Annotated in this window: 16 protein-coding genes; 11 read left to right on the forward strand and 5 right to left on the reverse strand. The window is 43.5% G+C overall.

Annotation, left to right across the window (positions count from 1 at the left end):
- The first annotated feature begins 69 nt into the window (after nt 1-69).
- Complete coding sequence (locus D1164_RS15015) at nt 70-1,083, forward strand: dihydroorotate dehydrogenase-like protein (RefSeq protein WP_119350825.1); 1,014 nt, start codon at nt 70-72, stop codon at nt 1,081-1,083.
- A 435-nt stretch (nt 1,084-1,518) separates the two neighbouring features.
- Here the strand turns inward: D1164_RS15015 and D1164_RS15020 are convergent, their stop codons facing one another.
- Nucleotides 1,519-2,718 (reverse strand): SpoIIE family protein phosphatase, encoded by a 1,200-nt coding sequence (locus D1164_RS15020; protein ID WP_119350826.1) that lies wholly within the window; start codon nt 2,716-2,718, stop codon nt 1,519-1,521.
- The gene (locus D1164_RS15025; protein WP_119350827.1) at nt 2,702-3,628 is read right to left on the reverse strand and encodes a PAS domain-containing protein; all 927 of its coding nucleotides are present in this window, start codon (nt 3,626-3,628) and stop codon (nt 2,702-2,704) included. The genes D1164_RS15020 and D1164_RS15025 overlap by 17 nt, the downstream gene beginning before the upstream one ends.
- Before the next feature lie 174 nt (nt 3,629-3,802).
- On the opposite strand from D1164_RS15025, the gene D1164_RS15030 reads away from it, so the two are divergent.
- From D1164_RS15030 to D1164_RS15075, 10 genes are all read left to right on the forward strand, one after another.
- Complete coding sequence (locus D1164_RS15030) at nt 3,803-4,147, forward strand: DRTGG domain-containing protein (protein ID WP_119350828.1); 345 nt, start codon at nt 3,803-3,805, stop codon at nt 4,145-4,147.
- On the forward strand, nt 4,147-4,566 hold the full coding sequence (locus tag D1164_RS15035) for an ATP-binding protein (protein ID WP_119350829.1): 420 nt from the start codon (nt 4,147-4,149) through the stop codon (nt 4,564-4,566). Before D1164_RS15030 ends, D1164_RS15035 begins: the two co-directional genes overlap by 1 nt.
- Nucleotides 4,563-5,930, forward strand: coding sequence for a [Fe-Fe] hydrogenase large subunit C-terminal domain-containing protein (locus D1164_RS15040; protein WP_119350830.1), 1,368 nt, complete (start codon nt 4,563-4,565; stop codon nt 5,928-5,930). The genes D1164_RS15035 and D1164_RS15040 overlap by 4 nt, the downstream gene beginning before the upstream one ends.
- Complete coding sequence (locus D1164_RS15045) at nt 5,917-6,255, forward strand: DRTGG domain-containing protein (protein ID WP_119350831.1); 339 nt, start codon at nt 5,917-5,919, stop codon at nt 6,253-6,255. The genes D1164_RS15040 and D1164_RS15045 overlap by 14 nt, the downstream gene beginning before the upstream one ends.
- On the forward strand, nt 6,252-6,992 hold the full coding sequence (locus D1164_RS15050) for a PHP domain-containing protein (protein ID WP_119350832.1): 741 nt from the start codon (nt 6,252-6,254) through the stop codon (nt 6,990-6,992). Before D1164_RS15045 ends, D1164_RS15050 begins: the two co-directional genes overlap by 4 nt.
- A complete protein-coding gene (locus tag D1164_RS15055; RefSeq protein ID WP_119350833.1) occupies nt 6,989-7,537 on the forward strand; it encodes an ATP-binding protein in 549 nt (182 codons plus the stop codon). The genes D1164_RS15050 and D1164_RS15055 overlap by 4 nt, the downstream gene beginning before the upstream one ends.
- 23 nt (nt 7,538-7,560) lie before the next feature.
- Entirely contained in the window at nt 7,561-7,956 is a 396-nt protein-coding gene (locus D1164_RS15060) for a (2Fe-2S) ferredoxin domain-containing protein (RefSeq protein WP_119350834.1), read from the forward strand.
- A gap of 20 nt (nt 7,957-7,976) precedes the next feature.
- Nucleotides 7,977-9,770 (forward strand): NADH-quinone oxidoreductase subunit NuoF, encoded by a 1,794-nt coding sequence (locus D1164_RS15065; RefSeq protein ID WP_119350835.1) that lies wholly within the window; start codon nt 7,977-7,979, stop codon nt 9,768-9,770.
- An 18-nt stretch (nt 9,771-9,788) separates the two neighbouring features.
- The gene (locus D1164_RS15070) at nt 9,789-11,540 is read left to right on the forward strand and encodes an NADH-dependent [FeFe] hydrogenase, group A6 (RefSeq protein ID WP_119350836.1); all 1,752 of its coding nucleotides are present in this window, start codon (nt 9,789-9,791) and stop codon (nt 11,538-11,540) included.
- Between the two features lie 78 nt (nt 11,541-11,618).
- On the forward strand, nt 11,619-12,128 hold the full coding sequence (locus D1164_RS15075; protein ID WP_119350837.1) for an NADH-quinone oxidoreductase subunit NuoE family protein: 510 nt from the start codon (nt 11,619-11,621) through the stop codon (nt 12,126-12,128).
- A 1-nt stretch (nt 12,129) separates the two neighbouring features.
- Here the strand turns inward: D1164_RS15075 and D1164_RS15080 are convergent, their stop codons facing one another.
- Genes D1164_RS15080 through D1164_RS15090 form a run of 3 tightly spaced genes read right to left on the reverse strand, consistent with a single transcriptional unit; the run spans nt 12,130 to nt 14,467 of the window.
- Nucleotides 12,130-12,864 (reverse strand): TerB family tellurite resistance protein, encoded by a 735-nt coding sequence (locus D1164_RS15080; protein WP_119350838.1) that lies wholly within the window; start codon nt 12,862-12,864, stop codon nt 12,130-12,132.
- The gene (gene coaE / locus D1164_RS15085; protein WP_119350839.1) at nt 12,848-13,450 is read right to left on the reverse strand and encodes a dephospho-CoA kinase; all 603 of its coding nucleotides are present in this window, start codon (nt 13,448-13,450) and stop codon (nt 12,848-12,850) included. Before coaE ends, D1164_RS15080 begins: the two co-directional genes overlap by 17 nt.
- Before the next feature lie 15 nt (nt 13,451-13,465).
- Complete coding sequence (locus D1164_RS15090) at nt 13,466-14,467, reverse strand: CdaR family protein (RefSeq protein ID WP_119350840.1); 1,002 nt, start codon at nt 14,465-14,467, stop codon at nt 13,466-13,468.
- Between the last annotated feature and the right edge of the window lies 1 nt (nt 14,468).

Genomic DNA, 14,468 nt, shown 5'->3' on the forward strand with positions numbered 1-14,468 from the left:
CTGGTTCATGAACAAAATCTTTTTATATTTAGTTATTTAATTCAGATTAATAACTAAAAAATCAACACTATGGCAGATCTTTCAACTACCTATATGGGTATAAAATTAAAAAATCCTCTTATCCTTGGTTCATGTAATCTGGTAATGAAGCCTGGAATGGCGGCGCAACTGGAGGAGGCCGGAATAGGAGCCATTGTTTACAAATCGTTGTTTGAGGAACAGATTCAACTGGAGAATCTGGAAATGTCGGAATTTTTAGCCGAGTATGAATACCGGAATGCGGAGATGGAACATTTGTTTCCCAGTATCGAGCATGCCGGACCAAAAGAGCATCTTTTTAATCTGGAGAAGCTTAAAAAGAGCGTCAATGTTCCGGTTATTGCCAGCCTGAATGCTATTTATGAACCTACCTGGATTGAATATGCCAAGGAATTGGAAAAAACAGGAGTAGACGGCCTGGAGCTCAATCTATATTCTGTACCGGGCTATTTTGAAGTATCCGGCCAGTCAATAGAAGAAAAGCAGGTGCAGATAGTGGAAGCGGTTAAGCGGGCTGTAAATATTCCTGTGAGTGTGAAGATTGGATTGTTTTATACGAACCCATTGAATTTTATCAAGCAAGTAGATGAAGCAGGTGCCGATGCATATGTACTTTTCAACCGGTTTTTCCAACCCGATGTTGATGTGGAAGACAAAGAATTTTATTTTCCATGGAATTTGAGTAACCGGAAAGATCATTTGCTGGCGCTCCGTTTTGCAGGATTACTCCATGGAAACCTTGATGGAAGTATCTGCGCTTCTCGCGGAATTTATAATGCCAAAGATGTAATTAAAATGATTATGGCGGGGGCTGATGCCGTTCAGGTGGTAAGTACCGTTTACAAAAATAAACCGGAAGTAATTTCTGATATATTGATTGATCTGAACAAGTGGATGGATGAGCATGAATTTAAATCGCTGAATGACTTCAGGGGTATGCTTTCGCGGAAGAGTATGAAAGATCCGTTTGTATACCAGCGCGGACAGTATGTAGATATTTTGATGAAGTCGGAAGATGTATTTAAAAAGTATCCGATGGTTTAGTTGAATTAAAAATGAAACAGTTATAAAAAGAGAGGGGTTGTTCAGCCCCTCTCTTTTGTTTTTTATCTGATAACTTTTATACCCAGGTTAACCCTGTTTCTTAGATGGAAGTTCTGTATTCTTTTCTTTCCGGGTAGGTAACTTTGAACCGGACTTTCAGAAAATGTAACCTTGCTTATCAGTTTCCGGAATTGGTTGTATATCAATTATTATGGTTTAATTTGTTATGTGATTAACAAATAGAAAACACGATAAAAAAATATTAAAAATACGATGAAGGGAAACTCAATTCAGTAATTAATTTTCCATTACAAACCCTAAGAATGGTGAAGTTGAATGAGCGAGCCTGGGAAGGTAAAATAAGAAGGATTCGTGAGAGAAGGTAAGGGCGCTTAAAAAAAGAACTACCGTAAAATTTGCGGTAGTTTTTTTGTGCTACAAATATTCTACTTCTACGTGCTTGAAAAATTTGTTGGTCAGGATTTTGACAATACGTTTGACCACAAATTTCCGAAGTTCCAGTTCAAGCGGTTGTTCCGGATCCTGATGGGCCCAGTTGATACGGGTTCCCAGGATAATCTCAATGCTGTCGTGCTGAAGCAAAAGTTTTACCACCTTTTCTGCCGGACTATCCTGCAACCGGGTGTCGCTGTTGTAGTTTTCCAGTATCTCTTCTACTTTTCCCAGCGTGAGTATCCCTTCTGTTACCATTTCAAAACCGTCCATATTGGCCACAGGGGGCAACATTTCCGGATTTTTTGCAATGTGCTGGATCTCAACTTCGATGTCTAATTCGCGAGCAATGATTTCGGCAGTGGTTCCACCGCAGATAATTTTTTTTCCGTTAAAGCTTTTGATCCGGTCAGCAAAATCATAATCTTTTATTTTGTAAAATGGAGGTCCGGTAATTAGCATAAACTTTCGCGGTTCCCTGAAATAAATAACTCCGCAGGTGGTGTCATCTTTCATCTCGAAATTATCGTTTATTACTGCCTGGTTGATAATTTTCCGGCCCAGTTTTGCCGCCGAAATATCAGGCATGCGGTTAACCTGGTTCAGGGCAAAATCATAAATATTTTCAACTCCCCAGCCCATCGGATATCTTTTGTTTCCGAGCCCCGATTGTACCACACCATCGCTCAGAAATACTATCCTGTCTTCTTTGCGAGCAATAAATTCCCGGCATCTCAGAAGTTTACCCACATTTTCCCGGCCTCGTATTTCCAGTTCGTATTCGCGTGGTTCAAAAAGTTGTCCGTTTCTAATGATGAGTACCGGTGGATTGTCATAATTAATGATGCGCACCCGTCCGTCGGTTTCCAGTTCAATAATAGTAAACGTGGCGTAGCTTTCTTTTCCGTCACTGCTTTTAGGAAGTGCCTCCATAATAATTTTCGCTGAAATTTCCGGCTTGGTATGAAAGCGGGTATATTTCAGCGCCATGGTAGCGGTAAGTGTAGCCAAAACACTGGCCTTTATCCCATGCCCGATTCCGTCACTCAAAACCAGAATGGTGCGACCTTCTTCTTTAAAAATATCGGACATAAAAACATCTCCGCAGGCAATTTCGCCTTTGGGACGTTTTTGCTGAACGTCTATTTCAACGTGGTAATTCAGGTTAGTGGTCGTTACCATATCGGTATGATTCTACAATTGAGTTAAGTAATTCTTCTGTTTCGGCTGCATTTTCACCCAGCAGGTAGGCAATTTTTTGTACGGTTTCAATGTTTTGTTCCTTAATACGCTGGGCCCGGTTAATAATCTCATCGCGTACCAGCAGTGGTGCCGACATGTCGCGGATAACCGCCCCCACCACTTTTTGTTTGTAAAGGGTAACTACCGAAACATGCAGCAGTTTTTCGCTGTATTTAATGTCGCGTTCCAGTATATCTTCTCCCGAGGAGAGGATGCTTGAGAGCATTTTGAAAATAACCTCCGGCACAAGCTCTTCCACGTCAGCGCCTTTCAGTCCGGGAATTGTATCGAAAAGTTCTGCTGTTTCTTCACCCATCAACCGGGCAAAACTTTCGTTGGAGTCGACCACCTTTTGGTTTTCGTCCATCATTAAAATACCCACATTTATTTTATGTAACATGTGCGATGAAATTTCCATCGACTCCTGGGCTTTTTCCAGCCTCTTTTCGGTTTTTTTCAATTTGGTTACATCGTTTATGGAACCAACAATTCCAACAATTTTGCCGTCATTATTCCGGATAACTGCCTTGTTGATTACCACATCCAGTCGCGACCCGTCTCTTTGTTTTACCTTTGTTTCATAAATTTGAATGTCAGGGTTGGCCAGCAGATCCTGATCTTTGTGATAATAAATTTCAGCCATGTGTTTTGTGTGAATTTCAAATACTGACTGGCCAATGATTTGCGCTCTTGGCCTTCCGGAAAATTCTTCGTGGGCTTTATTACACATTTGGTAAACGCCTTTTAAGTCCCGGTAAAATATAGGAATCGGCAATGCATCGAAAATTTTCTGATAAAATTCCGGATCTTCGATATTCCCGGGCAGGAAAGATTTTTTGTCGTAAATCATTTTTATTTTTTTTCAGGAATACAATCAGTCCGAAATGTAATGAATAAAAACCTTATTTACATTCATTTTAAATCTATTTAAAAACAGGATTTTTTGATATTTGACAGTATATGGGTTTGAATCTTCCTGTATATTTGCTGAAAAGATTTCAAAAATCAATATCAACTACCGACCGTGAAGATCAGTGAAATTATTAAATATACCGAAGCATCTGTTGTTACAGGTAACCCGGAAAATGACAAGGACCTGGAAAAAGGTTTCAGTTCCGACTTAATGAGCGATGTGCTTACCCTCGACGAAGAAAATATTTTATTAATTACCGGGCTTTCAAACCTTCAACTGGTTCGTACGGCCGAAATGGCCGATATCCAGGCGGTACTGCTTGCCCGCGGAAAGCAGGCTTCTCCGGAAATGATTGAGCTGGCAAACGAAAATAATCTCATTATTCTGGAAACTCCTTTTTCTATTTATAAAGCCAGTGGCATACTGTATTCTAATGGATTAAAAGAAGTTTACTGATGGCACTCGAATTGGTTTTTCAAATAGAAGGAGGTGATTTTTCCAACGCTGGAAAAGCTTCGAGCCAGATAAAAAAGGTGTTGAAACAATTGAATATTGACACGCGGATCATAAAACGGGTTGTTGTTGCCGTGTACGAAGCGGAGGTAAATGTGGCGGCTCATGCTCACCGGGGGCAGGTGAAGGCGCTGTTTGGTGAAACGGAAGTTGAGGTAGTTGTTACCGACCAGGGACCTGGTATCGAAAATATTGAACAGGCTATGCAACCTGGTTATTCCACCGCTTCGAAAGAGGTGCGGGAAATGGGGTTTGGAGCGGGAATGGGATTGTCCAACATAGCAAAAAACACAGATAATTTACATATTGAAAGTGAAGTGGGAAAAGGGACAATTTTAACGTTCAGGTGCAATTATTCATGAAAGGGAAAACAAAATATCATGCATTGAAAGTGGATACCGAAAAGTGTTTTGGCTGTACCCATTGTATGAAGATTTGTCCTACCGAAGCCATCCGCATTGTGGACGGGGTTGCTACCATCGATCAATACCGTTGTGTAGATTGTGGAAACTGTTTGCGTGCCTGTCCGGTAGATGCGTTTTATGTTGAACAGAATCAACTGAGCCATATTGAAGATTTTAAATACCGCGTGGTTTTGTTTCCCTCGGTTTTTATCGGCCAGTTTTCCGAGATTTATTCAGAAGGGCGTATTTATGAGGCGTTGCTTCGTTTGGGATTTACACATATTTTTGAAGTGGAGCAGCCTGCCTTATGGCTAATGGAATCAATCAAGGAAAGCAGTCAGGAGTTGGCCGAAGGGCCACTTATTTCTTCCTTCTGTCCGGCCATCGTACGGTTGATTCAATCCAAATATCCTTCGCTGACCCGGAATATTGCCCCGCGAAAAGCCCCTCATGATTTAGCGGCTCATTTTGCCATAGAGCAATTAAAAATGCAGGGAGCCAACGAAAGTGAAATCGGTATTTTTTATGTTTCACCGTGCTCGGCAAAAATGGCGGCTGTTAACCAGCCGGTAGCCGAAAAGGAATCGATTGTTACCGGAGTTATTAATATGAAGGATTTGTATAACCGGATAATGAGGCTGCTTCCGGCAAATGAAACAACTGACACTTCCGGTTTCAGGCAGTACCTGAGCCGGGAAGGCATTTTGTGGAGCCTCCCACGTGGCGAAGCTTCCTGGTTCAAAAAACGATCGATGGCTATCGACGGCATTCATAATGTGGTGAAGTTTCTGGAACGCCTGGAAAATGATGAGGTTCCAAAACTCGATTTTCTGGAGTTGAAGTCGTGCAACCAGGGTTGTGCCGGGGGAATTCTGCTTACCGGTAACCGGTTTCTTACCGTGGAGCGCTTGCAAAAAAGAGCATTACGGTATCCCAAAGCTTCTCAAATCAATCCCGAAGGAGTCAGGAAGGAAACTGTGCAGAAAAAGCTGATCTCGGATAATGTAGAGCCACGTCCTGTTTTTGTTTTGGATCAGGATCGCACCCGCGCCCTGGAAAAGATGAAGAAGATTAATAACATTCTTTGCCATTTGCCGGGTATTGACTGTGCCGGGTGCGGGGCGCCAAACTGCCACGCATTGGCAGAAGATATTGTGCAGGGAAAAGCCCGGATGACAGATTGTATTTTCCTTCAGAATAAATTTATAAAAGAACTAAAAGTAAAACCGGACAAGGCTTGCGCTAACCTGGAAAGAATCTGGGGTAAAAAGCGTTTTGAGGCCGATTGCAATAAGAAAGGAGGAAGAAATGAAGGTTTCTGATTTGGTTGAAAAATATGGCTTGAAGGTATTTGCGGGCCAGGAAAGCCTGGGAAAAGAGATTTCCGGAGGCTATGTTTCCGACCTTTTAAGCGATGTGATGGGGCATGCCAAAGAGAATGAAGTTTGGATAACATTGCAGACCCACCAGAATGTAATGGCCATTGCTTCCTTGAAAGACCTGGCGGCGGTTATCCTGGTGAAAGGCCTGGAACCGGATGATGACACATTAGCGCGGAGCAGGGAAGAAGGTATTCCGTTGCTTGGGACAAACAGGGGAACTTTTGAAATGGCCGGAGTGCTATTCAACGAGTTAAAATCATCATGAAAAAATACAGGGCTGATTTACATATCCATACTTTGTTGTCGCCCTGTGCTGATTTGGAAATGACCCCCAATAACATTGTGAAAAAGGCCCGGGCAAGCGGTTTACATATTATTGGCATTACGGATCATAACGCTACAAAACATGCTTTGCTGGTAAAAAAAATAGCGGAAGAAACAGGAATTTTTACGCTGACCGGGGCTGAAGTCACTACGAAAGAAGAGGTACATTGCCTTGCTTTTTTTGCCGAACAGGAACAACTGCACCAATTTCAGGATTTTATCGATGAAAATATAACCCGTATTCCGAACACTGAAAATTATTTTGGTTACCAACCGGTAATTGATGAACAGGAGAATATCCTCGAGCTGGTGCCATACTATCTTCCGGCGGCGCTTAAAACCGATATCCACTCCCTTCAGCAAACGGTGGAAAAGCTGAATGGCATTTTTATCCCGGCCCATATCGACCGGCCGGTGAATGGAATAATAAGCCAGTTGGGCTTTATCCCGCCAGGTTTAAAATACGATGCGTTAGGCCTTTCAAGACATGGTTCAGAAAAACATGTTAAAAAACAATATGTTTTACAAAATAAAACGACCCTTATTCGCAATTCTGATGCCCATTTTCTGGAACAAATTGGCGACATTTACACTGTCTTTAACATGGAAGAAATCAGCTTCTCTGAAATAAAAAAGGCGCTGAATCAACAGGATAAACGATTTTGTGAAATAGTATGAAAACCATCTCTGAGCATGTACTTGATATTGTGCAGAATTCAGTGAGGGCAAAGGCAACATTGATTGAAGTCATGGTTGATGAGGACAAAAAGAATAACCTTTATACCTTGTCGGTAAACGACAATGGAGAAGGAATGAGCAGGGAGGTTTTGGAGCAGGCAGTTAATCCGTTCTTTACATCCCGAACTACCCGGAAAGTAGGCCTGGGATTGCCCCTGTTAAAACAAAATGCGGAAACGGCGGGCGGTTCGTTTCAAATTCAATCAGAGCCGGGGAAAGGGACGCAGGTGCGGGCTGTCTTTCAGCTTGAACACCTGGACCGGCCACCGCTGGGAGATGTTTGGGACAGTTGGCTGTTAATTCTTTTGAGTAATCCCGGAATTCGACTGATATACCGTCATCGGGTGGGGAAGGACTCATTTGAAATAGATTCACAGGAAATAAGGGAGATGTTTGAAGGGGTTTCCCTTCAACACAAAGAGGTGAGAAAGGCCCTTGTTGAGATGATGAAAAACAATCTTGTCGAGATAAAAGCAAGCAAGTAACCAAAATAAAAACCGTTTCAACTATGACAAAAATAAAGACACTGGCAGATCTCCGAAAAATAAGGGATGAGGTTCAGTCCAAAATCAGATTACGTGAAAACAGCGACCATCCTGAGCAGGTGGTCCAGGTTAAGGTCGGCATGGCAACTTGCGGGATTGCTTCCGGTGCCAAAGAAACCATGAAGTATTTTATGGACGAGCTGGAACAGCAGGCCATTGACGCTGTGGTAACGCAAACCGGATGTATGGGATACTGTTATGCCGAACCAACTGTGGAGATTACTCTCCCGGGAAAGGAACCTGTGATTTTTGGCTTCGTGGATAAAGAAAAAGCGGAAGAAATTATTGATGTTTACATCAAACGGGGGGAACTTATTGATGGCGTTATCCCATTGACTTTTAGGACAATTGACGATTAAGAATATTCAACTGATCAATTATGACCGACTATAAAATACACCTTCTGATTTGCGGCGGGACAGGCTGTAAATCATCAGAGAGTGATGAAATTAAAAAATCGTTGAAGTACTGGATTGATGAGGCAAACCTGAAAGAAGAAGCTCAGGTGGTACTTACCGGCTGCTTTGGCTTTTGTGAAAAAGGACCCATCGTTAAAGTGTTGCCCGACAATACCTTTTATGTAGAGGTTAAGCCTTCTGATGCCGAGGAAATTGTAAAAGAGCATTTGCTGAAAGGGAGACCGGTTCAACGGTTGCTTTACAAAGATCCGCATACCAATCAGCAAATCAGCGATTCCAAAGGAATGGATTTTTACAAGAAACAGATGCGCATTGCCTTGCGGAATTGTGGTTTTATTAACCCGGAAAGTATTCATGAATATATTTCCCGTGACGGGTACATGGCATTAGGAAAATGTTTGACGGAACTAACTCCCGAAGAGACGATAAAGGAGGTAAAGGATTCCGGTCTTCGCGGGCGCGGAGGCGGCGGTTTTCCAACCGGTTTGAAATGGGAAATTACCCGTAATTCAGAGGCTGATCAAAAGTATGTGGTTTGTAATGCAGATGAAGGGGATCCCGGCGCTTTTATGGACCGTTCAATTTTGGAAGGCGATCCGCATTCTGTAATCGAAGCCATGGCCATTTGCGGTTATTGTATCGGTGCAGATAAAGGCCTGGTTTATATCAGGGCTGAATACCCCCTGGCTATCGAGCGCCTGACAACAGCTCTCAGACATGCACGGGAATACGGACTTTTGGGCAATGACATTTTGGGTACTGGTTTTAATTTTGAAATTGACATTCGGCTCGGAGCCGGAGCGTTTGTGTGTGGTGAAGAAACAGCGCTTATCCATTCCATGGAAGGGTTGCGGGGCGAACCAACTTTTAAGCCGCCATTCCCGTCGGTGGCCGGTTACCTGGGTAAACCCACCAATGTGAACAATGTAGAAACCTTTGCCAATATTCCGGTCATCATAAACAAAGGCGCTGCCTGGTTCAGTGAAATAGGGACTGAAAAATCGAAAGGTACCAAGGTTTTTGCCCTGGCCGGAAAAATCAATAATGTAGGACTGATTGAAGTTCCGATGGGAACAACGTTGCGCGAAGTGATTTACGATATTGGTGGCGGCATTAAAGACGGGAAGGAGTTTAAGTCTGTTCAGACCGGAGGCCCTTCGGGGGGATGCCTTACCAAAGATTTTCTGGATACACCCATTGATTACGATAATCTTCTGGCTGCGGGTTCAATGATGGGGTCGGGCGGTATGATTGTGATGGACGAAGACGACTGTATGGTTTCCATTGCCAAGTTTTACCTCGAATTTACGCTGGAAGAATCCTGCGGAAAATGTTCGCCCTGCCGTATTGGAAACAAACGGTTGCATGAGATTCTTGAAAAAATTACCAAAGGATATGGTGAGGAGAAGGATATCGAACGTTTGAAACTGTTGAGTAACGTAATTAAAGATACCTCTTTGTGCGGCCTCGGGCAATCGTCGCCCAACCCGGTTTTGTCTACCATTGCCAATTTTGAAGATGAATACCTGGCCCATGTACAGGAACAAAGATGTCCGTCGGGACAGTGCAAAGCGCTACTGAAATATGAAATCATCGAAGATTTGTGCACCGGCTGTACGTTGTGTTTCCGCAACTGTCCGGTGGGCGCTATTACGGGCGAGCGAAGGCAACCGCATTACATCGACCAGTCGCTTTGTATTAAGTGCGGCGCGTGTTACGAGAAATGCAAATTCAATGCAATTAAACTTTCATAGAGAAGAAATTCAGAAACGATGGATACAGTACAATTAACCATAGATAATAAACCGGTAGTCGTAAAAAAAGGGATTACCGTTCTGGAAGCGGCAACAAGTGCGGGGGTTCATATTCCAACACTTTGCCACATGAAACTGGATGACCTGAACATTGAAAACAAACCCGGAGGGTGCCGCATTTGTGTGGTGGAGGTAGAAGGTCGGAGAAACCTGGCGCCTGCCTGCTGTACGGAAGTTGCTGAGGGGATGGTTGTTAATTCCCATTCAATCCGGGTGATAAATGCCCGGCAAACCGTGTTGGAATTAATTCTTTCAGACCATCCGGCGGATTGTCTGATATGTGCAAAGTCCGGTAATTGCGAATTGCAGGATATGGCTCATCAACTCGGAATACGGGAGATTCATTATAAAGGAGAACAATCTACTTACCGGGAAGATACTTCGCCGGCCATTATCCGCGATGTGGACAAGTGTATTATGTGCCGTCGTTGCGAGATGATGTGCAACGAGGTGCAAACAGTGGGCGTTCTGTCTGCCATTAACCGTGGGTTTAATGCCGTGGTTTCACCGGCTTTTGAAATGAACCTCGACCACTCGGTTTGCACTTATTGCGGGCAGTGCGTTGCTGTTTGTCCTACCGGGGCTTTAACCGAAGTGGATCAAACGGCTCATGTTGTTCGCGCGCTTTCAGACCCGGATAAAACCGTGATTGTACAAACGGCACCAGCTGTGCGTGCTGCTTTGGGAGAAGAGTTTGGGCTGGAACCCGGAACGCTGGTTACCGGTAAAATGGTTTCAGCATTGCGGCGCCTTGGGTTCGATTATGTATTCGATACTGATTTTGGAGCCGACCTGACCATTATGGAGGAAGGAACTGAAATGCTAAACCGGCTGTCGCGCTTTTTGGAGGGGGACGAAAGCGTAAAATTGCCCATTCTGACTTCATGCTGCCCGGCCTGGGTGAAATTTTTTGAACACCAGTTTCCGCAACTGAAAGATATTCCTTCTACAGCGCGTTCGCCACAGCAGATGTTCGGCAGCATTGCCAAAACCTATTTTGCTGAAAAGATGGGGGTGGAACGTGACAATTTGATTGTGGTTTCCATTATGCCCTGTGTGGCAAAAAAATATGAATGCGGGCGGGATGAGTTTAAAGTGGATGGAAATCCCGATGTGGATTATGCCATTACTACCCGCGAGCTGGCGAATCTGATCAAACTGGCCAACATTAGTTTTGACCGGCTGCCTAATGAAGATTTTGATATGCCCTTAGGTGAATCTACCGGCGCGGCGGTTATTTTTGGTACCACCGGCGGGGTCATTGAAGCTGCAGTGCGTACCGCTTATGAATTGTACACCAAAAAACCGTTACCAAAGCTTGATTTCCATGAACTGCGCGGCATGGATGGCATCCGGCAGGCAACCATCGATTTTGCAGGGTTTCCATTAAAGATTGGTATTGCACACGGTTTAGGGAACGCACGCCGTCTGCTTGAAAAGATAGAATCGGGCGAAAGTGAATTTCATGCTATTGAAATAATGAGCTGTCCCGGTGGATGTATTGGTGGCGGAGGTCAACCTTATCATCATGGAAACGCGGAAATTCTGAAAAAACGTCAGATGGCCCTTTACCAGGAAGACAGCAACAAAAAAATTCGCAAGTCGCATGAAAATCCATTCATCATTCAGTTATATGAAGAATTTTTGGAAAAACCAATGAGCGAAAAAGCTCACCATTTGCTGCATACCAAGTATTTTGACAGAACTTGAAAGATTGGCGCTGGTTGCCGTTCTTTTGAATAATATTATCAAACTTTTTTAAACGAGAGACATATAAAAACATAGGTCATGCCAAAAATAAAACTTGCAGAAAATACCATTCAGATTATAAAAGATATTTGTTCCGAATTTAACCATAGTGAAGGTGAATTGATAAATGTGTTGCATAAAGTTCAGCATACGTTGGGATATTTACCGGCGGAGGTGCAGGAAGTAATTGCCAGGGAGCTGAAAACCTCGGTGGCTAAAGTGTACGGGGTAGTTACATTTTATAGCTTTTTTACCATGGTTCCCAAAGGGGAATTTCCCATTTCCATTTGTATGGGCACTGCTTGTTATGTGCGCGGAGCGGAGCAGGTTTTAAGTGAATTTAAACGGCAACTGAAGGTGGAAGTGGGCGAATCGACCGGCGATGGTAAATTTTCGCTCAACTGCCTGCGTTGCGTGGGTGCCTGTGGCTTAGCGCCAGTAGTAATGGTTGGAGAAAAAGTTTTCGGAAGGGTATCGCCAACCCAGGTGAAGCAAATCATTGCCGAATACCGCGAGGGTTGCGCCACAGAGCCGGCAAAGTCGGCCTGAATCAGGCAATCTTCCTTTCTTTTTTTATGTTCTCGTAGGCCTGGTTTACCATCTGGAATTTGTCTTTAGCCGCTTTTTGGAAATCATCGCCCAGGTGGCTCACTTTGTCCGGATGGTATTTCATCGCCATTTTCCGGTAAGCCTTTTTCAGATCCTCATTGGAAGCGGTTGGCTCAATTTCAAGGATTTTATAGTCGGCGTTGATGTTCCGGACAAACATAGCCTGTATGGATTCAAAATCGCTGTTTCCTAAACCCATTTCCCGGGCTATTACTTCAATAAGCTGCCGTTCTTTTTCTTCTACATGCCCATCAGCCTGCGCAATACCAAATAAAAAATGGAGCAGTTGCAACCGGGCAGAATAGTTCATATTTTGTTTTATCTGACGACACACCTCATTGACAGGGATAGTCTGTTTCAGAAGATCGCGAAGGAGTTTCACGGCTTCCTGTGCCGAAGCTTCTCCAAAGTTGTTCCTCATAAATATTTTGACATAGTCCAGCTCCGATTTCATTACTTTTCCATCGGCTTTCATAACGGCGGCAACCAAAACCAACAGGCTCATTACATATCCGCCGGTGGTAGTGCGGCCCGAATACCCCGTGGTTTTTCCCACTTGCATTTCACCAGTGCTTCCGTCGAAAATGGAGCCCACAACAAATCCAAAAATAGCGCCAATCGGGCCTCCTACTGCCCATCCTAATCCTCCGCCAATCCATTTACCAAATTTTGCCATATTTTTTTAACCTTTTATCTATCTGAATAATTTCAGGAATTATCAAATTTTTATTGTCATTTATCAATACCCTGTCGGCCAGTTTTTGTTTTTTTTCATCGGGCCACTGTTTTTCCATTCGTTTTTTGATCATCTCTTTTGTAGCCCCGTCGCGGGCAATAACCCTTTCCAGACGCTGTTCTTCCGGAGCAGAAACCAGGATGGAAAAATCCATCATTTTGTAGAACCCGCTTTCGAACAAAATGGCTGCTTCATGTATCACATAAGGCGAACTTTTGTAGTTTTTCAGCCACTTGCTGAATTCGTTTCTAACAATCGGATGAACCAATTCGTTCACCCTGGCCAGGTGAAGGTCGTTGTTGAAGATGACGGAAGCAAGTTTTTTTCGGTCAAGCCTGCCATCGGGGGTGTAAATCTTTTCTCCAAACAGGCGAATCAAACCATGTTTTAGCTCTTCATTCGTATCGTAAAGTTTTTTAGCTGCCAGGTCAGCTTCAAAAACCGGGACTCCCAGCAACTTAAAAACACGGCATACTGTCGACTTTCCACTGCCTATTCCTCCTGTAATACCCACAATTAATGTCATTTCCGGGATTTTACGTTATTCGGTTTCAATTAAAAACTCAACCTCCTCAGGCGAAACCTTTAATAGTTGAATAAAAGGTGGTTTAACATCGATAGCCACATCAAGGGTTTCATGGCCCGAAGAAATTTTCTGATAATCAACCACCACCCTGAAATCAGTGGGCGAAATATTTTCATAATCGCTGAGGCCCACCAAAAACAGAACAGAAATTTGGGCGGGGAATAATTTTAATCCCAATCCTTCGGGCATATTTATTACCTGTACCGGCAATGAAAGTTCTTTTTCCGTAAATTTTTCCACCGGTATGTGAAGCAACACTTCGTTGGGCGAAATTTTAATATTATCGGGATGTACCACCCTGACCCGGCTCTCGACGGTGGCATCCAATCCGCTAAACGTTTTCAGTTCGGTATGCAGTGAATAAATGGTGTCGAGAATGGCCGATGGCCCGGAAATAAGCAGGCTTTCGGGTTTTACTGATATTTCCCCTTTCTGGTAAAACTGAGGTTTGAACCCGGAAGTCACCTGCGGAAGGACTGAAACTGATTTGGTAGCCAGACTGTCGAAAATCAGGGAAATCGTTTGGGGCGAAACGTCCACAACGGAAATCTCTTTGCTTACCTGGTTATTGGCAAGCTTGACCAGGTTTTCCGTTGACATTCTAACTGTATTTCCTCCGTTTTCCATGTTATTTCTAATTTCGGTTAAATCAATAACAATGGGGGAGAAGGAGAAGGCCAACTTATGACGCAGCAGGGTAAAACCATGTGCCTGCACATTTAGTTCGAGTTTGGAAGGGGGCGTGTTGGCAAGGAACAACTCCTCCGGCGGATTGACATATTTTACTGAATAGGTTAATGTGGAGGAGTAGTCTTTTTCCAACGCATTTAAAAACCAAAGTACGGTTGCAATAAGCACACATATTGCAAAAACTATAATCTGACGATCGTTCTTCAGTTTCCCAGGCCGGGTATAATCCAGTAGCTTCGAAATAATTTTATTTCTTTCAATTTTCACA

The sequence above is a fragment of the Mariniphaga sediminis genome, assembly GCF_003573545.1.
In the GTDB taxonomy this organism is placed as follows: Bacteria; Bacteroidota; Bacteroidia; order Bacteroidales; family Prolixibacteraceae; genus Mariniphaga; species Mariniphaga sediminis.

Bases quoted from the DNA above. Each gene is read 5' to 3' on its own strand.
- coaE (WP_119350839.1), bottom strand. From the start codon at position 13,450: ATGACATTAATTGTGGGTATTACAGGAGGAATAGGCAGTGGAAAGTCG.
- D1164_RS15065 (WP_119350835.1), top strand. From the start codon at position 7,977: ATGACCGACTATAAAATACACCTTCTGATTTGCGGCGGGACAGGCTGT.
- D1164_RS15075 (WP_119350837.1), top strand. From the start codon at position 11,619: ATGCCAAAAATAAAACTTGCAGAAAATACCATTCAGATTATAAAAGAT.
- D1164_RS15060 (WP_119350834.1), top strand. From the start codon at position 7,561: ATGACAAAAATAAAGACACTGGCAGATCTCCGAAAAATAAGGGATGAG.
- D1164_RS15045 (WP_119350831.1), top strand. From the start codon at position 5,917: ATGAAGGTTTCTGATTTGGTTGAAAAATATGGCTTGAAGGTATTTGCG.
- D1164_RS15025 (WP_119350827.1), bottom strand. From the start codon at position 3,628: ATGATTTACGACAAAAAATCTTTCCTGCCCGGGAATATCGAAGATCCG.
- D1164_RS15020 (WP_119350826.1), bottom strand. From the start codon at position 2,718: ATGGTAACGACCACTAACCTGAATTACCACGTTGAAATAGACGTTCAG.
- D1164_RS15035 (WP_119350829.1), top strand. From the start codon at position 4,147: ATGGCACTCGAATTGGTTTTTCAAATAGAAGGAGGTGATTTTTCCAAC.
- D1164_RS15055 (WP_119350833.1), top strand. From the start codon at position 6,989: ATGAAAACCATCTCTGAGCATGTACTTGATATTGTGCAGAATTCAGTG.
- D1164_RS15015 (WP_119350825.1), top strand. From the start codon at position 70: ATGGCAGATCTTTCAACTACCTATATGGGTATAAAATTAAAAAATCCT.
- D1164_RS15080 (WP_119350838.1), bottom strand. From the start codon at position 12,864: ATGGCAAAATTTGGTAAATGGATTGGCGGAGGATTAGGATGGGCAGTA.
- D1164_RS15070 (WP_119350836.1), top strand. From the start codon at position 9,789: ATGGATACAGTACAATTAACCATAGATAATAAACCGGTAGTCGTAAAA.
- D1164_RS15050 (WP_119350832.1), top strand. From the start codon at position 6,252: ATGAAAAAATACAGGGCTGATTTACATATCCATACTTTGTTGTCGCCC.
- D1164_RS15040 (WP_119350830.1), top strand. From the start codon at position 4,563: ATGAAAGGGAAAACAAAATATCATGCATTGAAAGTGGATACCGAAAAG.